At 53.6% G+C, this 19,219-nt stretch carries 17 protein-coding genes; 9 read left to right on the top strand and 8 right to left on the bottom strand.

Annotation, left to right across the window (positions count from 1 at the left end; genetic code table 11):
* The first annotated feature begins 23 nt into the window (after positions 1 to 23).
* Entirely contained in the window at positions 24 to 608 is a 585-nt protein-coding gene (locus ACFPMF_RS18500) for an NADPH-dependent FMN reductase (RefSeq protein ID WP_379848104.1), read from the top strand.
* Between the two features lie 80 nt (positions 609 to 688).
* On the opposite strand, the gene ACFPMF_RS18495 is transcribed toward ACFPMF_RS18500, so the two are convergent.
* A complete protein-coding gene (locus ACFPMF_RS18495; protein WP_379848101.1) occupies positions 689 to 2,326 on the bottom strand; it encodes a CehA/McbA family metallohydrolase in 1,638 nt (545 codons plus the stop codon).
* A 193-nt stretch (positions 2,327 to 2,519) separates the two neighbouring features.
* On the opposite strand from ACFPMF_RS18495, the gene ACFPMF_RS18490 reads away from it, so the two are divergent.
* Both ACFPMF_RS18490 and ACFPMF_RS18485 read left to right on the top strand, forming a co-directional pair.
* Positions 2,520 to 3,086, top strand: a complete 567-nt coding sequence (locus ACFPMF_RS18490; RefSeq protein ID WP_379848099.1) for a hypothetical protein — start codon at positions 2,520 to 2,522, stop codon at positions 3,084 to 3,086.
* The gene (locus tag ACFPMF_RS18485; RefSeq protein WP_379848097.1) at positions 3,086 to 3,901 is read left to right on the top strand and encodes a hypothetical protein; all 816 of its coding nucleotides are present in this window, start codon (positions 3,086 to 3,088) and stop codon (positions 3,899 to 3,901) included. The genes ACFPMF_RS18490 and ACFPMF_RS18485 overlap by 1 nt, the downstream gene beginning before the upstream one ends.
* A gap of 55 nt (positions 3,902 to 3,956) precedes the next feature.
* On the opposite strand, the gene ACFPMF_RS18480 is transcribed toward ACFPMF_RS18485, so the two are convergent.
* The 6 genes from ACFPMF_RS18480 to ACFPMF_RS18455 form a co-directional block, all read right to left on the bottom strand.
* Entirely contained in the window at positions 3,957 to 4,319 is a 363-nt protein-coding gene (locus ACFPMF_RS18480) for a VOC family protein (RefSeq protein ID WP_379848095.1), read from the bottom strand.
* 81 nt (positions 4,320 to 4,400) lie between these two features.
* Positions 4,401 to 6,803, bottom strand: coding sequence for a hypothetical protein (locus ACFPMF_RS18475; protein ID WP_379848093.1), 2,403 nt, complete (start codon positions 6,801 to 6,803; stop codon positions 4,401 to 4,403).
* Between the two features lie 24 nt (positions 6,804 to 6,827).
* Entirely contained in the window at positions 6,828 to 7,985 is a 1,158-nt protein-coding gene (locus ACFPMF_RS18470) for a DUF4249 domain-containing protein (protein WP_379848091.1), read from the bottom strand.
* 28 nt (positions 7,986 to 8,013) lie between these two features.
* Complete coding sequence (locus ACFPMF_RS18465; protein WP_379848089.1) at positions 8,014 to 9,150, bottom strand: DUF4249 domain-containing protein; 1,137 nt, start codon at positions 9,148 to 9,150, stop codon at positions 8,014 to 8,016.
* 6 nt (positions 9,151 to 9,156) lie between these two features.
* A complete protein-coding gene (locus tag ACFPMF_RS18460; protein ID WP_379848087.1) occupies positions 9,157 to 11,919 on the bottom strand; it encodes a TonB-dependent receptor in 2,763 nt (920 codons plus the stop codon).
* Between the two features lies 1 nt (position 11,920).
* On the bottom strand, positions 11,921 to 12,655 hold the full coding sequence (locus ACFPMF_RS18455; RefSeq protein WP_379848085.1) for a hypothetical protein: 735 nt from the start codon (positions 12,653 to 12,655) through the stop codon (positions 11,921 to 11,923).
* A gap of 245 nt (positions 12,656 to 12,900) precedes the next feature.
* On the opposite strand from ACFPMF_RS18455, the gene ACFPMF_RS18450 reads away from it, so the two are divergent.
* The 6 genes from ACFPMF_RS18450 (at position 12,901) to ACFPMF_RS18425 (ending at position 18,318) form a co-directional block, all read left to right on the top strand.
* Positions 12,901 to 13,689 carry a PDDEXK family nuclease gene (locus ACFPMF_RS18450; RefSeq protein WP_379848083.1) on the top strand — a complete coding sequence of 263 codons (789 nt, stop codon included), beginning with the start codon at positions 12,901 to 12,903 and terminating at the stop codon, positions 13,687 to 13,689.
* 132 nt (positions 13,690 to 13,821) lie between these two features.
* Positions 13,822 to 14,751, top strand: coding sequence for a tRNA (adenosine(37)-N6)-dimethylallyltransferase MiaA (gene miaA / locus ACFPMF_RS18445; RefSeq protein ID WP_379848081.1), 930 nt, complete (start codon positions 13,822 to 13,824; stop codon positions 14,749 to 14,751).
* Between the two features lie 70 nt (positions 14,752 to 14,821).
* Positions 14,822 to 15,805, top strand: a complete 984-nt coding sequence (locus ACFPMF_RS18440) for a polyprenyl synthetase family protein (RefSeq protein ID WP_379848079.1) — start codon at positions 14,822 to 14,824, stop codon at positions 15,803 to 15,805.
* Between the two features lie 33 nt (positions 15,806 to 15,838).
* On the top strand, positions 15,839 to 16,459 hold the full coding sequence (locus tag ACFPMF_RS18435) for a rhomboid family intramembrane serine protease (protein WP_379848077.1): 621 nt from the start codon (positions 15,839 to 15,841) through the stop codon (positions 16,457 to 16,459).
* 81 nt (positions 16,460 to 16,540) lie between these two features.
* A complete protein-coding gene (locus ACFPMF_RS18430) occupies positions 16,541 to 17,443 on the top strand; it encodes a LytR/AlgR family response regulator transcription factor (protein ID WP_379848075.1) in 903 nt (300 codons plus the stop codon).
* Between the two features lie 152 nt (positions 17,444 to 17,595).
* The gene (locus ACFPMF_RS18425) at positions 17,596 to 18,318 is read left to right on the top strand and encodes a DUF2306 domain-containing protein (RefSeq protein WP_379848073.1); all 723 of its coding nucleotides are present in this window, start codon (positions 17,596 to 17,598) and stop codon (positions 18,316 to 18,318) included.
* Positions 18,319 to 18,388: 70 nt separating this feature from the next.
* Here ACFPMF_RS18425 and ACFPMF_RS18420 read toward each other — a convergent pair whose 3' ends face one another.
* Positions 18,389 to 19,168, bottom strand: coding sequence for a tetratricopeptide repeat protein (locus tag ACFPMF_RS18420; protein ID WP_379848070.1), 780 nt, complete (start codon positions 19,166 to 19,168; stop codon positions 18,389 to 18,391).
* Positions 19,169 to 19,219: the final 51 nt, after the last annotated feature.

The following is a 19,219-nucleotide window of genomic DNA, read 5'->3' as shown; positions in this document are numbered from 1 at the left end:
CAATTTCAAGTAACCCAATGATCATGTACAACCTGAAGATTATTAACTCGACCGTCCGGCCCAGTCGAAAAGGCCCGCTGGTCGTTAACTGGATGGCGGAACTGGCCCGGCAACACGGTGATTTTGCCGTTGAAGTGCTGGATCTGGCGGAAATCAACCTGCCAATCATGAACGAACTGGCCCACCCGCGTTTGAAGCAATACGAGCATGAACACACCAAACAGTGGAGCGCCCGGATTGAAGAGGCCGATGCGTTTATTTTTGTCACGGCGGAATACGACCATAGTTACCCGGCCCCGCTGAAAAATGCCCTGGAATACCTGGTTCAGGAATGGGGCTACAAAGCCGCCGGCATTGTCAGCTACGGCGGCATTTCGGCCGGAACCCGGGCCGCTACGGCGCTGAAGGCCGACCTGATTGCTCTGAAAGTCGTTCCGCTGTTCGAAGCCGTCAATATTCCGTTCTTCGAGCAGTTTATCAACGAAGAGTCCGGATTCACCCCCAACGAAATCAGCCATAAATCCGCTCACGTCATGCTCAACGAATTGGCCCGCTGGACGAAAGGAATGCTGGTGATTCGGGGCATTGAGAAGGCCGAGATGCGATAAAAGAAGTAAAACAGGAGCGGTGAGACGAGAGAAGCAAGACCGGTTTTACCGAAAACCAGCGTAGTCTTTTTTCTTTTGTCTCACCGCTCTTGTCTAAACCGCTTCTTCAATTCTCCGATCACTTCCCGCGTTTCGGCAATCCGGGTTTTAAGCCCCTTTTTGTAGTGCCATAACTGGAATTCTGGTTGATCACGTTCCTTTTCCAGTTCCTGCTCAATTTCCCGCAAATAGCTTTCACTCAGCTTCAGGTAGCGGTCAGCGGTTTCTGGATTGTGAAAACCGCCCCCCTCGACGGTTACGTAAATGGGCGTAGTATGAGCCGCCTGCTGTGGTCCGGCAAAACAGCGGGCCGCCAGCCAGATGCCCCGCGTCAGGGTGTCGACCTCGAGTTGCAAACTCAACCGACTGGCCGACTGCCCCGGCTGGTTGTTCGTGGCGCTGGCTAATACTTTTCCGTGTCCCACCAGTTCGATGCGCTCCAAAGGAACCTGTTTCTGATGGCCGAAAGCCTGAACGGAAATCGTTAATTTTTCGCCTTTTTTTACGTTTAATCGGTCACCGGGCCGGGCATTGTTGATCCGGAAATCGAGCATTGGCCCGCTCGTGACGACGGTATGACCGGCTTTTAAACCTTCCTTCCACGATTGACTGGTCAGCGGTTGTTCGGTGAAAACATAAAACCGGGCGTTGCCAATCCGCGCCGAATGTTCCGGCGAACCGTGGTCGTGATCCTGCCCGCACCACGGGAAATCCGAGCCCGCCGTGGCCGTGACCGGAAAACCCAGATCCAGCAGATGGTAATAATGCGCCGTTCGCAAGGGATTGGCGTCCACGCAGTACTGTAAAATCTCCAATACATCCACTTTGCCCCGCAGCCCGTCGAGCGTCAGGCCCCGGTAGCCGTGAAAGGTTTCGGCGTGGTGGGCATAACCGGTTAAGCCGCCCAACTGGTGGAGTCGATCAAAAACCGTATCGTAATAGTAGTATTCCTTCGAAAACCGCACCTTGTCGGAAGCGCCGTAGCCCAAAGCGTGGCCGAGTTCGGGCGTTCGGGGGTCTTCCTGACCCGAAACGAGCAGGTAGTTATTTTGCTGATAAACGCCCGGTTCGCCAAAGGCATACTGCGGATAATAGGTTTCCCAGAAATCGCCCATGCGGAGCAGCACGCCCACCCGCACATCTTCGGCCTGGAGCCAGCTCATCAGCAGCGGGTTTTCGCGCGGGGAACGCCGGATATGAATGTGACCATCGGTCGAATACCAGCCCCGGGCCGCCATGTCGATCCAGCGCGTCAGCCGAAAGGTCTTTTGCTGCGTTTTCCCGGCGGTAACGACCACCTGATGGTATTGATCGAGAAATTCCGGCCCTTTCGAAAGCGTTAGCTGGTAGGTTCCTGCGGGCAATTTCAGACGAAACCGGCCATTGACGTAAAACGAGCTGTCGGGTTGAAAGGCAAACCCGTCGGCATGGTCCCATAAACCGTACATGACGCCGATGGCTTCCGGCGGCAACTGCCTGACCACCCGGCCCAGCTGCGTCAACCGAACCCGTACGGGCGTTGGTTTCGCGGGCGTTCCCGTGACCACCTCCACCCGTAATTCGCCGGATTGGGCGGTTTGCGCAACCACCGAAACCAGGCTCAGCCAACCGGCCAGCAGACCCGCCACCAGCGAGCAGCTCCACCAGCGGTTTCGACTCGAAACCGGAAATCTGTTCATTTTTTAGCGGTTGTCGAACGATACGTTTACGGACCTAAAACACATTAATTTTCTTCATATACTCCGCTTTCTCAATTTCTTTTGCGTACTTACCTGTCACCTTTTTTCGTCAACGAAGCAATCTATCGCCTACCGGAGCGTTTTTCCGTTTGGGTCACAAGAAGGCTATCGTTTGTTTTAATCCAGGTTCGGCATGTCAGTAGTACCAGCGATTCGAAGCAAATACGACCTGTATCGGAAACTGCTGCGGGAGCATAAATACGTGCTCCGGGATACGGTCGATGTCGTTAAAATAGACAGAAATAGCCCCTTTCTGGAGGGAAAAGCCATCGTGTCGCACTGCGATCTCGATGCAGAAATCACGCTGGCGGTTCGCGTAAAAGCCAACGATCACGACTTTTTCCGGTTTGAATTACAGTGTGAAGACTTGAGCGAAGAACCGTTTTTTCAGTTTCACAGCGACGGCTGCGCCCACCGCAACGCCGATGAAGCCATTCCGCTCGCGAACCAGCGCGTCACCACTCCGCATTTCAATCATTTTAGCGCACAGGGAGCGGCTGTCACCTACAAAATGGTGTTGCAACCGGGTGAAAAGGAACCCAATACGGTGGAAGACATCAACCGCAGCCTGGTTTATTTCTGCCAGGAAGCCAGACTGAACCTGCGCGACGACGAGTTTCCGCTGATCCGGGTTTTGCCCCATGCCCTGCCGCTGCACGTGACCCAGAAAGACCCCAACTCAACGGTTTTGTTTTTGTAATGGTATTCGAGGAAATCTACAACGACATTAAAAACGCTTTCGGCCAGCTCTGGACGTTCAAGGAACGGGGAAAATCCCTGGAAATTATTACGCCGTATACGACGACGACGCAGAAGTTTATTTCGGTTTTCCTCTCGTACAAAGACGATGAATACATCGTTTCCGACGGTGGCTGGGTCGATAACGGTTTTTACGAAAACGGCTTCAACCTGGAAGACGACACGTTTCGAAAAATCCTGCATCACTACTTTAACGCTTTCGGAATCAAGGAAATAAAAGGACCAAGCCAGAAAACCTATTTCTACAAAAAGACCATCACGCCCGTGGCCGTTCCCTCACTGGTGTTCGACCTCTCGAATTTCATTGCCGCGATGGTCAGCATGTCCGAAATTGAGTTTGTGGAGAAAGAAGAACGCGAAACCAAGGAGCAGTTCCGACGATCGGCCAACGACTACCTACAGACGGTTTTTCCGAAAGAAAAAATGGATCTGGGCGTTTACCTCGACGCCCAGAAGCAAATCCGGCTCCACGCCGTGGTCAAGGAATCGTCGTCGCGACTGATTCTGATCAACTACATTACCGGCAGCAATCCGTATTTTTTCAATAACAGCATCACCAAAACCAATTTTCTTTTCGAACTGGCGGATAAATCGCTGGTTGGGAAATTTGTAAAACGGAAAATCTCCCTGATCGACAACACGGCGGCCGGTTACGTTCCGACCCGGATTGCGACCTTCATCAACCACCTGCTGGAAAATACCGGTTCCGAAAAAATCGACTGGTCGGAGCGGGAAAAACTGAGCAGCATTCTCTGATGTAACCGGATTCTGATCAAGGTGTTATACCACCTCAACCAGGGAGGAGGAAAGCCTACCATTGCTGAATAACAATCCCCAGTTGAGTATCCCTCAACGCGAATTCCTTCGCGCCCCAGGGCCGAAGCGTAATTGAACTCAGGTTGGGATGCAGAAAGTCAGGATGGGTCGTGGCTATTTTTTGATACACCTCCTCGATATCATCAGTTTCTAACCTGAATTCCGGATTGTGTTCATTTGCTAAGGCTGCATTTTCAAACAGGTTAATCCGTAACCCATTTTTTCCAAGGACACAAAATGGATGATTTGTATCCAATTCGTCGTGTTCAATCGTGAACTCAAGGCACTCCACAAATAGCTTTAAGCCATCGTTGATGTCCACGTAAAACACGTTCGGAACTAGTTTGGTAAAGTTCATACGGGAAGGCGGTTTTAGAAATCCTCACCCTTCGCTGAGAGAATCCTTGATTGAAGATGGCAGACGAACATTTTGTACACATCACTTAAGCACCCCCGAAACCTCGAACGTGCTCTGCTGACTCCCCACCCGACCGTCGGCGGAAATCCCGTTGACAACAACCCGGTATTTTCCATCTTCGTCGGAGGTATAAAAGTCAAGCCGGGCTTTCCCCTCCGCATCGGTTTTCAGCGCGGGCGTCCAGTACAGCAACGTGCGCAGGTCGGGCAGACGGCTGTTGGCCTGCTGGGCCGTTTCGTAACGCGGGGCGTAAAAATCGCGCGGAATCTGCAAGCCTTCGTAATCGGCCAGCAGGGCTTTGGCGTCGGGCCGGTAGCCCGCCAGATCACCTTTGTAGCTCGTAAAGCTAATGATGCCGTCGAACACCAGCGGGCCGACGATGTATTTCCGGGTCACCACCTCCAGCCGCTGCACTTTTCGCGGATCGATGGTCATCACCTTGTCCATGTTGAAAATCGGAAGCCCGTCGAGCAGCACCAGCGGATTGTCCGCAAAAAACTCCTTATGCGGCGTATCGAGCAGCCGGATGCGGTACCCATCCCGGTTTTTGCGGGCCATCACGCCCGGCACATACTCCCGGAACACCTCTTCCATGACCGGAAACCGGGTAAAATCGTCGAGCCGATATTGCTCATCCGGTTTTCCGTAGAACGGTATACTATCGACTTTCGGGTACTGATACCGGACCAGGTTTTCGCGGTAATACGCGTTCTGGGCCTGCATCGGAACACTGCGTGCCACCAGCGTTTCTTTCTGCGCAGGCGAAAAATCAAAAACCGGCAGGCGGGTGGCCGAAAACCGCTCCAGAAATGGATTCTGGAACTCAAGCCGGTAGATGCTGTCTTTCGGATTTAAGAGCGCTACAATATCTTTCGGGCCATAAAACGCCTTCATCTCGAACTGAACCCGGCCGTCGTGATCCGACCGCGAACCATACAACAGAATGTGTTTGCCCGGAACCGTCAGGTACGCTCCCATATTCTGGCCCGGCTGGCCGGTTTCGCCATGAACAACTTTGCCGCGAATAAAATGGCCGTTCACTTCCGGTACGTATTCATTCGTTATGGAATTGGAATTCAGGACCGTATCCCACCGAAACCGGCGCCAGCCCTGCGTCAGCATCAGGTTGTCGGTGGCTTCGGTCACCTCGGTCCCGGTCGTCGTAAAGTAATAGTCCGGCGATTCGACAACACCCCGCAAATCGGACGTCAGCATCAGGTAGGTCGAAATATCGCCGGATTCGGCCATTTGCAGCGAATCGATCCGGTACACCGCCACGGAAAGATCCGCCAGGGCGGGTTGCCCGGTTTCGTCCTTCGCCGTCACTTCAAAAACCGCTTTTTCGCGCGTCGATAAAAGCCCGCTGGTCTGTTTGGTATCGATCGCCAGCCGACGCTGGGGCCGTTTGAAATACAGCCGTTCGGAAACCGGTTTTCGGTTGGCGTCAAAAACCGTCAGGTGCGAAATGCCTTCGCCGAGGGCTTTTTTGTCGATGACGAACGAGGCTGTATGATCGCGTAGCGTCTGCTGATCGGCCCGAATGGCGGCCAGGCGCGTGTGCGTCAACAGGTAAACCGGGGCTGCATCCGTGCTGGCCTTCACCGTCACCCGAAGCTGCTCGTTCCCGGCTTCTTCCACCTGCATGGTGTACCCCTGCGCCTGAACCGTCGGCAGCGGTCGTGTAAAGGTCCGTCCGCGCCCGTCAGTCAGCACCGCCCGGTATTGTCTGCCTTCGGCGGGGGTCAGCGCAAACCGCCCCATACCAAATTTGAGCGGTTTTAGCCGGGCCACTGTATCATTGGCCTGATCAATAACAACACCCTGCAAGTCAATACCTTTTCCGTCAGCACCAACAATTTTGAACGCCACGTTGCCGGGCAGGTTGCGGACCAGGTTGCCACCTTCCGCAAAAAACTGTACATCGTAGGCCAGTGTATCTTTCTGCACCGGCAGTTCCAGTTTCCGGAACGAATTGACAATCGTGACCGGTTTTTCGAAGAAATAGTCCGGGCTGAAATTTTTCATCCAGTTCGTATACGCCCGCACCAGATAATGGCCCGACGCCAGCGTGGTGGGCAGAAACAACGAGCCGCTGCCCGTGCCATCGGCCAGCGCCACTTTGGCCTGCAAAACCGGGCGGTTTTCGCGATCGAGCACTTCCAGATACGCGACCTTGCTCAGCGACAGCGGTTTATGAAACGTCCCATCCACGTAATTGATCTTGAACCAGAGTAGTTCGCCCGCGACGTAAAACGAGCGATCGGTATGCACAAAAAGCTTTTCCTGCAACATCCGGTTTCGGTAGGCATCGAGTTGCTGCCGGATCGGGTTCTGCGGGTCGGGCTGAGCCCAGGCGGTTTGGGGAACGACCTGTGTCAGCAAAACCGCGACCGTGGATAGGACTATTTTTTTTATCGACTTCATAGCTGTGTAGCAGCGCGTTTTCTTTTACCAGAAACTTGGTTTGACATTGGTCCCTACTAGTCGGCAGTCAACGCAGTCCGGGGGCCCCAGCCGGTACGCATAAACGATGCCCTGGGGCGAAATAATCGCATCAATCGGCAGCCAGCCGGCTTCCGCCATGGGCTCGGCTCCCACCTCCTCCGGCGGGGGATTCAGCAGGAAGGTATCGGCTTCGCAGCCTTCATAACCGGTCGGAACCCGCCAGGACGGCAATTCCAGGGGAGAGACGAAAAGGCGTTTCTCCTCAACGGAATAACCGCTCAGGTACCCCACCACGAATTCGTTCGGATCCGTGACGCCGTGAATATTGCCGATGGTCTGAAACGGCTGCGGATCAAACAACGACCCTAAACTTTCCGTGTTCTTTTTCAAATTCAGCCAGTACTCATACGCTTCGTTGGTCAGGGCGTACTGTTTGACCAACAGGCTATACCGGACCTTCAGCCGATTGGAGGCCGAATGGGAGACGAACACCAGCGGCAGTTGGTTGATGACATCCTGCGTCAGTTTGACCGATGAACCGACCGAAATACCCGTTGATTTTTCCGTTCGCCAGCAATGATTAATATTTTCCGGCCGGTACACAAACTCCCGGTTCAGGTATTCAAACTGGGAGTAAAAAGCCGAATAATATTCCCAGGTTTCTTCGTATTCCCAGCGGTAGTATTTCGTACTATTGGTCGGATCGTGCGTGGTCACGTAAAACTGGACTCCTTCACGTTGCGGTTTCCAGGTCAGGCTGTCGATTTTTGGCGTCCGTTTAATGGTTACATAGTCCGACAAGTAGCTACGCCCATTGGCGGTTTTAATCCGCAACCGGTAGTTCTGGCCAAACTGCAACCCGCCGTCGGTCAGCGTATAGGTGCCGTCGCCTTTATCCACAAAGTTTTGCGAACCGCCTTGCTCGGCTTCCACCTGCACCAGCGCGTTGGTTTCCACGGGCGGTTTCCGGTTTTCCGCCAGGTTCTGGGTGCGCGACAGCCGGATGGTGCTGGTGCCGGCCCCGTTCAGAAAACCGTCGACCACCAGGTACGTATTCGGAGCCGATACTTCCGGGGGCTGGTACAGATCGACGCAGCCATCGAAAACGAACACCAGCAACAGCAACACCCCGACCCAGTTATATCGTTTACTTCCAATCATTTCCGTGAGAACTAAGCCCCGGTTTCGACTACCAGAAACTGGGTTTAACATTGGTTCCGACCGTGCGGCAGTCGACGCAGGACTCCGAACTCATCCGGTAGGCAATCACCTGACCCGACATCGAAAGAATTTCATCAATGGGCTCCATCCCGGCCTCCGCCATTTCGGCCGCCGACGGTTTTTCGCGCGTGGGTCTTATCGGCAACGTATCTTCCACGCAGGATTCGTAACCGGTTGGGATCCGCCAGGACGGCAACTCCTGTACAGTGACAAAAATGCGCTTTTCCTCGACGGAATAACCGCTCAGGTAGCCCACCACGGTTTCGTTCGGATCCGTGACGCCGTGAATATTGCCAATGGTCTGAAACGGCTGCGGATCAAACAACGACCCTAAACTTTCCGTGTTCTTTCGCAGGTTTTGCCAGTATTCGTAAGCTTCGTCGGTCAGGGCGTACTGTTTGACCAGCAGGCTATACCGGACTTTCAGGCGGTTGGACGCCGAATGGGAGACAATAACCAGCGGATATTGATTGATCACGTCCGACGTTAATTTCACCGACGACCCCACGAAAATGCCCGTCGATTTACCGCCCCGCCAGCAATGATTGACATTATCCTGGCGGTACCGAAAGGCTTTGTTCAGGTATTCGACGTGGGAGTAAAAAGCCGAGTAATACTCCCAGGTTTCTTCGTAGTCCCAGCGGTAGTATTTCGTATTGTTGGTCGGATCGTGCGTGGTCACGTAAAATTGCAAGCCCTCGTCCAGCGGTCGCCAGCTTACGCTGTCGATCTTCGGCGTTTTCTTGATGACGACATAGTCCGACAGGTATTCGCGCCCGGCGCTGGTCCGGATGCGCAACCGGTATTTCTGGCCAAACTGCAACCCGCCGTCGGTCAGTGTATAGGTGCCGTCGCCTTTATCCACAAAGTTTTGCGAACCGCCTTGCTCGGCTTCCACCCGGACCGTTGCTTTGGTTTCCACGGGCGGTTTCTGGTATTCCGACAGGTTCTGGGTACGCGATAGCCGGATGGTGCTGGTGCCAGCCCCGTTCAGAAAACCGTCAACCACCAGGTACGTATTGGGAGCCGATATCTCCGGGGGCCGGTACGGATCGACGCAGCTTCCGATGACGGCAATGAGGATGATGGATAGATACTTTCGCATGCTCCCTTAAAATTTGAAATTATAGGTAATGGTCGGGATAGCCTGCCCAAAAATGGACAACTTATACCCCCGAACCACCCCGCCCAGCGACGTAAAGTAGACCGAGTAGGCATTCCGGCGACCGGTCAGGTTATAGACCGCCACCGTCCAGGAACTATGTGCCAGCTTCCTGATCTTGTGATTGCCCTCGATATTGAGTGACAGGTCGGCGCGGTAATAGTCCGGAATCCGGTATTGATTCCGTTCCGAGTAAAAAACCCTGGGCGAACCCGCCAGTTCGTACTTGGCCAGCGGCAGCGTAATGGGTCGCCCGGTGCTGTACGTAAAGTTGAGCGAAACACTGAACCGGCGGTTGATGCGGTAATTGCCTACCCAGGTAGCGTCGTGCGGTTTGTCGAAGTTACTCGGGTAATAGTCGCCCTTGTTAATTTTCTCCTGCGGAACACTCTGATCGACGCGCAGGAACGTACGGGAATACGTGTAACTCAGCCAGCCGTTAAACCGCCCGGTCAGCTTTTTGATCAGAAATTCCACGCCGTAGGCCAGCCCTTCCGCCCGGACCACCTCCGTTTCCGGGTGATGGTTCATGATCAGCGTCGCCCCGCTGCGGAAATCGAGCACGTTCTGCATCGTTTTGTAATAGCCCTCAACCGACAGTTCGACCGTGTTGTTTTTCAGATTCTTATACAGTCCGAGTGAAAACTGATCGCCCACCTGCGGCAAAATATTGGGGTCGCTGAGCTTCCAGATATCGGTGGGCGACATGGCCGTAGTGTTCGACAGCATGTGCAGATACTGGCGCATCCGGTTGAAGCTGACCTTGATCGAGGCATCGGGCGAGAACGCATACCGCGCCGAAATCCGGTATTCCGGGCCGTGGTAGGTCTTGATATTTTTCCCGGCACCGTACGACAGCGTATCCTGAATGTTGCTTTCGGTTCTGGGCGAACCGTTCGGATACACATACACATTCTTCGGCCCGAGGTAATTGAAGAGCGAATACCGCAACCCGAAATGAATCGACAGCCGCGGTGAAATGTCAAACCGGTCGCCTACATACACCGCGCTTTCCAGGGCCTGCTCGCTGCTGACCACATCGGGCCGCACCAGCGACTCCGCGCCCACCGGCTGGAAACTACCCGGTCGCAGTTTGTAGAGGTTCGAACTAACGCCAAAATCCAGCGTGTGTTTGGCCGTCGGGTAATAGTTGAAGTCGGTTTTGAACGTCGATTGATCAACCTGAAACTTCAACCGGTAGGCATTGACCGGATTCTGTTCGCTTGATACCGAATAATTGTAACGGCTGGTCGTAGCCGTAAAAACGCTGTAGAGTTTCGGGTTGAAAATGTGTTTCCACTTGACCGACGCGTTCAGATTGTTGTACTGATACGTGGTATCGCTGTTGAGCCGGAACTGGTCCTGGCTGTAATAACCGGTGAGGTAAATCGTATTTTTCTCGCTGAATTCGTGGGTAATATGGGCGTTCAGGTCGTAAAAACCGGCCCGGCTGTTGCGGAAAGCCTGGTTTTTCAGATTTTTTAACAACCAGTCGGAATAGGTCGAGCGGGCTCCGATCAGAAACGAGGACTTTTCCTTGATGATCGGTCCTTCCAGCGTCAGACGGCCCGTCAGCACGCCGATACCACCTGAGCCGGCCAGCTTTTTCTTGTTCCCGTCGCGCGTGGTTACTTCCAGCACCGACGACAACCGACCGCCATACCGCGACGGAATCCCGCTTTTGTACAACTCCACGTTTTTAATCATGTCGGGATTGAACGCGGAGAAAAAACCGAACAGGTGCGAGGGATTATAAATCGTCGCGTCATTGTACAGAATCAGGTTCTGATCCGTCGAACCGCCCCGCACGTTCAGGCCAACGTTACTCTCGCCCACCGATTTCACGCCCGGCAGCGTCAGCACCACTTTGAGCAGATCGGCCTCGCCAAAAGCCGTCGGCACCTGCTTCAGCGTCCGGATGTCCAGCCTTTCGAGCCCCATTTGCAGCCCCGACACGTTCACGTCCTTCTCGGCCTCGATCACCACTTCCTTCAGCGCAATGACGTCGTCCTCCATTTCGATCTCCAGTTTGCCGTCGGAATAGAGCATGATCTGCCGCTTTGTGTCCTTCATCCCGATGCTCCGCAGGTGCAGTTCGTGCCGCCCGCGCGGCAGTGTAATCGAGTAATACCCAAACTGGTCGGTAATAACCCCAATGCGCGGTTTGTCGATGTAAACGGCCGCACCGATCACCGGTTCGCCGGAAGCCGCGTTGCGGATGTGGCCCGCCAGGTTGGCATTTCCGGGCCGCAGCGGACGGCGGCCAATATTAAACAGACTGGTTTCCAGCGTCAGCCGTCGTTTTTCTTTTTCGGCCAAATAATCGACGATACCCGTATCGCTTTCCGTGGCCGCGCCCCGGTCAAAAAAACCGATGGGTAAATCCGTCCGGATACCGCGTTCCGTCGTAATGAAAACCCGTTTTTTGGCGTCGATGGCGTAGAACAGACCGGTTCCTTCCAGCACTTGCTGCAATACGATGGGGAGCGGTTGAGGGGTGTTGTTCGGATAATCGACCCGGACGCTATCGACCCGGCGTACATCATAGAAAAACCGGTAAGGCGTCTGGTTCTCCACCTCCTGCATAAACTGCACAAACGATCCGGTAAACGGTCCACGAACGGGCTTATCGCTGACCGACTGGCCGAAACCGTCGGTCAGCCAAAGCACAAAACAGGATACGAGCAAAGAAATTCGGTACAGTTTCGTCATATTAGCGGGACAAGGCGTCGTATTGCTGCGTTAGTTTTACGAGTGCGGTTTCGCGGTTAGCTCTGAAGTTGATGCGGTTTTCACGCATATATTTTCGGAGCAGCTTTTTCTGATCGGCCAGTAAATTCAGCACGGATCGTTTGGTTTTAACGGGAAAATAGCGACCGTTTTTCCCGATATAGTAGTTATTTTCCGATAAATACTCCTCCTTGACAACGTTCTGGGAATAGTCGGTTTTGATGGTTTTAACCCGCCGGGCCACCACTTTCGAGCGACCGTCGTAGAGTTGTTCATAAAAACCGGTTCGCAGGCCAATGTCCCGGGTCGTGGTGTCGTTGACAATCCGGACGACCGTATGGTTGGGGATGGAAAACCGGCTAACTTTGATGCTTTGCAACTGGATGCGGTAGACGCTGTCAATGTGCGTAACCACCACGACATCGTTTACCAGATCATACTGTAAACCGACATTCTGGTACGTAACGCCATCGTACGTCAGCGTTCCAACCTGCCAGAGTGAATCGAGGTAAGGGTGCCCTTTGATCCGCGACAAGTGTCCCACGTATTCCGCCCCGTTGTAAAACCGGGCCTGATCTTTGGTGGAACGTACGTAACTGGTGTGCGCGTACTGAATGGCATGGGCTCGAAATGCGCTATCGGCTGGAGCGATTTGCCCGAAAACGGCGCATCCCGGAAGAACGGTTATCAGCATAACCATGAGGGCAATACGATTCATTGGCAAGGGTTATAAGTTCGATCGTTTAGGTCGTAAGCGAACTGAATTAACTTAGCAATTATACTATTATTTCGGAGTTTTCCCGTTATTTCCTGAAGCCCTTTCATTACTAGACATTTTTTTACGCCAATCCGTTGGAAAACACCGCCATAAAATTCTCTCTCGGTTTTCAAAAGACTCTTTCCACCCAGCTTGCGTTAAACGCATTTGTCCCTTCAATTGATACGCCCTTTTCCCTTTTCCGGGTGGCCGAAACGCCCGTTCTTCTGCATTGCATCGATTTTGACACCTATCGCCATTTTTACCAGCGGCCCGACGCCCAGCTCTTTTTTCAGCAACTCAGCGAGCGGTTTTCGGCCGACGGCTGGCGGCTGATTCACATCTGGGAGGATGTCTGGCGTCAGAAACCGGACATTGTGCTGTCGCGGCTTCGGGCCCTGGCCGGTCTTTCGGAGCGCATTCCGGCCCGGCTGACGCAGGTCCGGCGGATCGACAAGCCGACCACCGAGCGGTTTTTACAGGCCAATCACCTCCAGGTCGTTACCCAGGTCAAATACAAGTACGGTCTGTTCCTGCCGGAACGGTATTTCCGGGTTTTATCGGCGGACTTTCTGGCCAAAACCCGTCCGGAACCGGAACTACTCGTTGCCGTCGCCACCTTCAGTCACCCGCGCCGGATTGCCCGCAACGGGCTATTGCACCGCTCGGTCGAACTGGTGCGGTTTGCCAACCGGCTAAACTGTACGGTCGTCGGCGGGCTGGACAAACTCCTCAAAGCGTTTATTACGGCGGTTCAACCCGATGACCTCATGACGTATGCCGACCGCGACTGGTCCGACGGCCAGAGTTACGAAAAACTGGGGTTCACGCGGCTGGAACTCACCGAACCGCAGGCCTTCTGGCTCCGCCCGGACGAGTGTATCCGGTATTATCCGCACCATCTGCCGGGCGGTCTGGCCGAAAGCGACCTGTCCGCCCAGGGGTACATTCCGGTTTATAATGCGGGGAGTCGTAAGTTTGTGAAGATTTTGTGACGGTATCCGGTTTTCAGTATTCGGTTTACAGTGGCTGACGCATTCTGAATAAAAGTGCGTCCCAGTCCGGCGGGAAACCGTACGATAAACCGAATCCCGTAAACCGAGTACTCAAACCCGTAAAAACCCGCTATGCAAAAAATGATCGTCATTCTGGGGCCGACGGCGAGCGGCAAAACGCGGCTGGCGGTGGAGGTTGCCCGGCGGTTGAATGGCGAAGTCGTGAGTGTGGACTCCCGGCAGGTATACCGGGACATGGACATCGGCACGGGCAAAGACCTGGACGAATACCGTACTGACAATCAAACCATTCCCTATCACCTCATTAACATCGTCGATGCGGGAGCGGAGTACAATCTGTACCAATTTCAGCAGGATTTCAACCGGGTTCTTCCTTCCATCCTCGCACACGGCCGCGTTCCGGTTTTGTGCGGAGGCACCGGTTTGTACCTCGAAGCCATTCTGAAAGGACATCAATTCACCGCCATTCCGCCGAATACGGCCTTGCGCCTTGAACTGGATGATTTTACCAACGAGGAATTGCGGGAGCGGTTTCGGCAAACGCCTTCTACCTATACTGACTTGGCCGATACGTCCACCCGAAAGCGCCTGATCCGGGCGATTGAAATTGCTACGCATTTAGCCGAAAACCCTCAAACCGCACTTCCCGACTCGGTGACCTTGCCCGCTGCGACGGTTTTTGGTCTTGATTTACCCGTTGAACGGCGTCGGCAGCGAATCACCGAACGGCTGCACCACCGGCTCCAAACCGGGTTGATTGAGGAAGTACACCAGTTACTGGCCCGTGGCATTCCGGCAGAAAAGCTGATTTTTTACGGCCTGGAATATAAATTTATTACCCAGTACCTCCAGGGCGAACTGGATTATCCGACGATGGTGGCCCGGCTGGAAACCGCCATTCATCAGTTTGCCAAACGCCAGATGACCTTTTTCCGCAAACTGGAACGCGACGGACTGAACATCCGCTGGCTTGACGGGCAGCTACCAACCGCTGCTTTAGCCGACACCATTATTGCTGACTTTCAGAAACTTACCCCTTAAAAACGCAACTCTTCACTCTTAACTCTTCACTCGTACCTTCTATTCAGGCAGTTTTCCGTATTTTTGAGCCATGACCCAAACGACCAACCCGCTTGTCTTTCTAGAAGCGCTTCATCAGGAGATTCAACAGACGGAATACGGCCAGCAACCGGTGGAATTATACGAACCCATCCGATACATCATGAATCTGGGCGGTAAGCGAATGCGGCCGCTGCTGACCCTCATGGCTACGTATCTTTTCAGCGATGACTGGCGGAAAGCCCTGAAACCCGCTATCGCCGTGGAGGTATTCCATAATTTTACCCTCATGCACGACGATATCATGGACCAGGCGCCCCTGCGCCGGGGCCAGCCAACGGTGCACGAAAAGTGGAACAACAACAGCGCGATTCTGTCGGGCGACGTTATGCTGGTGAATGCCTACGGTTTGCTGCTGGATGTAGAAACACAGTACCTCAAAAAAGTACTGACCCGTTTTAACCGTACGGCGGCCGAAGTTTGCGAAGGCCAGCAACTGGACATGAACTTTGAAACCCGCTGGGATGTCACGGAGGCCGAATACATTGAAATGATCCGGCTCAAAACATCGGTTTTGCTGGGTTTTGCGCTCGAAATGGGCGGTATTATTGCCGGGGCCGACGACGAAAACAGCGCGTTGCTACGCGAAGGCGGCATCAACATCGGACTCGGTTTTCAGCTGAAAGACGATTTGCTGGATGTGTACGGCGATCCGGCAAAATTCGGGAAACAGGTCGGGGGCGACATCATCGCGAACAAAAAAACGTTCTTGCTCATCGAAGCCCTGCAACAGGCGCAGGGTGATTTGAAAACGGAACTGTCCGGCTGGCTCAGTGCGACGGAGTTCGACAAAACGGAAAAAGTTCGGGCCGTGACGGCCATTTATGACCAGCTGGGTATTCGGCAACTGACCGAAGCCCGGATCAATGATTATTTTACGCGGGGCTTCGCCAGCTTCGGACAAGTGGCCGCCGACCCGGCCCGGAAAGCACTCCTGACTGAGTTTGCCGAGCAACTCATTGGCCGGGAAAGCTGATTCCTCAACCCCATTACTCACCGACCAATCTATATGAATGTTACGCTTGCAATAATCGTCATTACCATTATCGTTAGTCTGTACGGTTGGCAAAACGATTCGTTTTTGGAACGTCTGCTGCTGAATCCTCAGAAAATACTCCAGCGGGGGCAGTGGTACCGGATGCTGACTTCGGGCTTTATCCATGCCGATTTGGGCCATTTGGCCTTTAATATGATCACGCTCTTTTATTTCGGAGGTACGCTCGAACAGGTGTTCCGGGCGTTGTTCGGCGAAGCGGGAGCCCTTTATCTGCTGATTTTCTACCTGGTTTCGATTGTGGTTTCCGATATTCCGACCCTGATTCGGCAGCGCAATCGCTCAAACTACAACTCACTGGGCGCATCGGGCGGGGTGTCGGCGCTGCTGTTCGGCTCGATCATGTTTCAGCCCACCGCCCAGATTCTCATTATGGGCATCATTCCGATTCCCGGTTTTATTTTCGGAGCGCTTTACATGGGCTATTCCTTCTACGAATCGCAGCGGGGCCGGGGTCGCATCAACCACGACGCTCACTTATACGGTGCCATTTTCGGGGTGACGGTGGTCATCCTGCTCTACCCGCCGGTTATTCCCTATTTTATCGATCAGATTTCGAACTGGAAGTTATTCTAACGAATAGATAAGGGAGTAAAGTCAAAAGCATACCCCTTTGTTTTTGGTCTTTACTTGCTTGTCTCTCCTCGCCTGTCTGGTATGCGGCACTTGCTGAACCAACCGTATCCGTGCGAAGATTCACTCCGTCGAAGGTGGATCAAAGCCTTCTGGATTGGGGTTTTTGTGGGGCTGTTTCTGCTCATCTTTCAACCTTTTGGCCTGACGCTTTGGGACACCCCGTATAAAACCGCCAAAATTCTGGGCTTCGGCCTGATTTCGTTTCTGGTGACGGCTTTCGTGACGGTTGTCACGCCGGTTCTGTTTCCGAAACGGTTCACTAACGAACACTGGACGGTGGGCCGCGAAATTCTTTGGATCACCATTCATATTACCCTGATCGGCGTTGCCAACTACCTGTATCTTCACTGGCAACTCCGTACGTCGGCCTATAGCCCCGATTTGCCCGGCATGCTGCTGGTTACGTTCGTAATCGGGGTTTTTCCAGCGACGGGGTTGGTGGTGGTCAATTACATCATCCGGCTCAAAAAATACAGCCAGTCGGCCCGGGAGCTGGCGGTTCGTGAACATCCCGAAAAAACCGCCCCAATTGAGGCCGAAAAACCGCGGCTTACCGTAACGGCCGAAAACGAAAAAGACCGCCTGAGCCTGCTGGCCTCCGATCTGCTGTACATCGAATCCAGCGATAATTATTCAACCGTTGTTTATCTGAAAGACCGCCAGCCGGTCAAAACCCTGCTCCGCAGCAGCCTCAGCCGCCTGGAAACACAGCTCCATGCGCACCCAACGCCCCACAGCCCGGTCCCGGTTCACCCTACGATTGTCCGGTGCCACCGGTCTTTCATCGTCAATCTGGAAAACGTTGAGAAAGTGACGGGCAATGCCCAGGGCTACAAACTCCACCTGCACCACGGTTTGTTCCAGATTCCGGTGGCCCGCAAATACAACGACACGCTCGTGGCGCATCTCAAAGCACTGACGTAATCCTTGCCAAACGTCCCGGCGGCTTTGTCAACGCTCCCAGCCTTTGCCAAACGCCCCAAATCAGGACGGTCTACCCCCAAAATTTGTCCCGCCACCAGACTCCGACTAGGTTTGTTTCAACGAACTGAACACCTCCAAACGCTGTAAGAGTCATGAACCTTCTCGTCAAACTCACGCTAATGCTCCATATCGCGGCCGGTTTTCTAGCCTTGTTCGTCGGTCTGGTTCCCATGCTTACAAAAAAAGGAAACCGCCTGCATACCGTTTCCGGCCGGATATTTTACTGGTGCATGGGCGCCGTCTGCCTGACGGCCATCTACCTGGTATTTTTCAAACCCAGTACGGTTTTTCTGCTGTTCATTGCCCTGTTGAGTTTTTACTTCTGCTTCACGGGTCGGCGGATTCTCCGGCTGAAAAAATCGAAGGTGCCCTTTTCACGGACCGATCAGGTGGTGGCTTATCTGGCGCTGGGTTCGTCGCTGGTCATGGCCGGTTTGGGAGTTCAAGCCGTTATGCATTGGTTTTCGACGGGAACGTTATCGGTTTTTGGCCTGCTGTATTTCTTCTTTGCGGGACTGCTGTTTGCCAATGCCCGCTACGATATCATCCTGTTTCGGCATCCGGAGAAAGCCCGCAATGGCAAAATGGAGTGGTTTTACGGACACATCACCCGGATGTCGGGTTCCTACATCGCCACGGTAACGGCTTTCATGACGGTGAACACCCGGTTTTTGCCCGTCCATCATTTTCTGGTCGATCTAGCCGCCTGGACACTACCGGGCCTTATCGGTGGCATCCTGATCGGACGCACGATCCGGTATTACAAAGAGAAAAAGAAGGGAGATCCCCGGAAAGCGCAGACAGCGATGGCCTAAAGACCCACGGTCTAAAATCCGTGCTGACCAGCCTGTGACAGACTATTCAAAAGGGCGGCACCGGGGTACACTATTTGAAGAACCCTTTCGGATCGGGCGCTTTCTGGAGCAATTCCTGGAGATACGAGAAATCAACGGCCGACAAATCCATCGCCAGCGCACGGGCTTTGTGCAGATTGTCCCAGGCGGCCGCATACTCGCCTTTGGCAAAGCTGGCCCACGACAAGCGCATGAAGGTATTCGGATTCGTCTGGTCGTATTTCAGCGCTTTCTGAAGTACCTGAATTGCGTCGTCGAGTTGTTCGCTGTCTTTGTTTTCCTTGTAGTATTTGAGCTGCACCGTAGCCAGATCGGTCATCAGCACGGCGTTCGTATCGGCGACTTCCAGCCCTTTTTTCAGCAGACGAATTGCTTCGGGGTCTTTATCCTGCTGGTAACAGATCACCCCCAGGCCCCAGTACGTATCGGCATTTTTATCGTCCAGCAGCCACGCCAGGTTGAAGCGGTAGGCCGCCGTATCCAGTTGCCCTTCGGTTAGGTATTCCCAGGCCCGGGTCGAAAAAAACTGGCTGGCTTCCTTCCGGTTGCTGAAGTTCTGGTCACATTCGGTCAAAAACCGGATTTCCCAGGCGATGTGCTCCTTTGTCTTGGCTTTTTCGCCAAATAAAGGGGCCACCAGCAGGTTAACGGTGGCCTGATTGGGTGCTTTTGAAACCTCAACAACCGTATCTCCTTTTCCCGCTTCTACATTTCGGGCCGAACTGGCCAGATGTCCGGATTGGGCAATAACGCCCATCGGAAGACAAAGCAACAGGCTTAAAAACCGCAATCCTTTTGTCCGATTATTCATGTAACGTTAAACGTACTACCTGTGATAGAACGTAAAGGGGCATCAATTTAG

The organism is Larkinella bovis (assembly GCF_042655385.1).
GTDB lineage: Bacteria > Bacteroidota > Bacteroidia > Cytophagales > Spirosomataceae > Larkinella > Larkinella bovis.
The sequence above is the reverse complement of the archived record's forward strand: the minus strand, read 5'-3'. Positions and strand labels throughout refer to the sequence as shown.

Coding starts and splice junctions, on each gene's coding strand:
- miaA (WP_379848081.1), top strand. CDS start 13,822: ATGCAAAAAATGATCGTCATTCTGGGGCCGACGGCGAGCGGCAAAACG.
- ACFPMF_RS18465 (WP_379848089.1), bottom strand. CDS start 9,150: ATGCGAAAGTATCTATCCATCATCCTCATTGCCGTCATCGGAAGCTGC.
- ACFPMF_RS18485 (WP_379848097.1), top strand. CDS start 3,086: ATGGTATTCGAGGAAATCTACAACGACATTAAAAACGCTTTCGGCCAG.
- ACFPMF_RS18435 (WP_379848077.1), top strand. CDS start 15,839: ATGAATGTTACGCTTGCAATAATCGTCATTACCATTATCGTTAGTCTG.
- ACFPMF_RS18430 (WP_379848075.1), top strand. CDS start 16,541: ATGCGGCACTTGCTGAACCAACCGTATCCGTGCGAAGATTCACTCCGT.
- ACFPMF_RS18495 (WP_379848101.1), bottom strand. CDS start 2,326: ATGAACAGATTTCCGGTTTCGAGTCGAAACCGCTGGTGGAGCTGCTCG.
- ACFPMF_RS18460 (WP_379848087.1), bottom strand. CDS start 11,919: ATGACGAAACTGTACCGAATTTCTTTGCTCGTATCCTGTTTTGTGCTT.
- ACFPMF_RS18455 (WP_379848085.1), bottom strand. CDS start 12,655: ATGAATCGTATTGCCCTCATGGTTATGCTGATAACCGTTCTTCCGGGA.
- ACFPMF_RS18480 (WP_379848095.1), bottom strand. CDS start 4,319: ATGAACTTTACCAAACTAGTTCCGAACGTGTTTTACGTGGACATCAAC.
- ACFPMF_RS18440 (WP_379848079.1), top strand. CDS start 14,822: ATGACCCAAACGACCAACCCGCTTGTCTTTCTAGAAGCGCTTCATCAG.
- ACFPMF_RS18490 (WP_379848099.1), top strand. CDS start 2,520: ATGTCAGTAGTACCAGCGATTCGAAGCAAATACGACCTGTATCGGAAA.
- ACFPMF_RS18425 (WP_379848073.1), top strand. CDS start 17,596: ATGAACCTTCTCGTCAAACTCACGCTAATGCTCCATATCGCGGCCGGT.
- ACFPMF_RS18470 (WP_379848091.1), bottom strand. CDS start 7,985: ATGATTGGAAGTAAACGATATAACTGGGTCGGGGTGTTGCTGTTGCTG.
- ACFPMF_RS18420 (WP_379848070.1), bottom strand. CDS start 19,168: ATGAATAATCGGACAAAAGGATTGCGGTTTTTAAGCCTGTTGCTTTGT.
- ACFPMF_RS18475 (WP_379848093.1), bottom strand. CDS start 6,803: ATGAAGTCGATAAAAAAAATAGTCCTATCCACGGTCGCGGTTTTGCTG.
- ACFPMF_RS18500 (WP_379848104.1), top strand. CDS start 24: ATGTACAACCTGAAGATTATTAACTCGACCGTCCGGCCCAGTCGAAAA.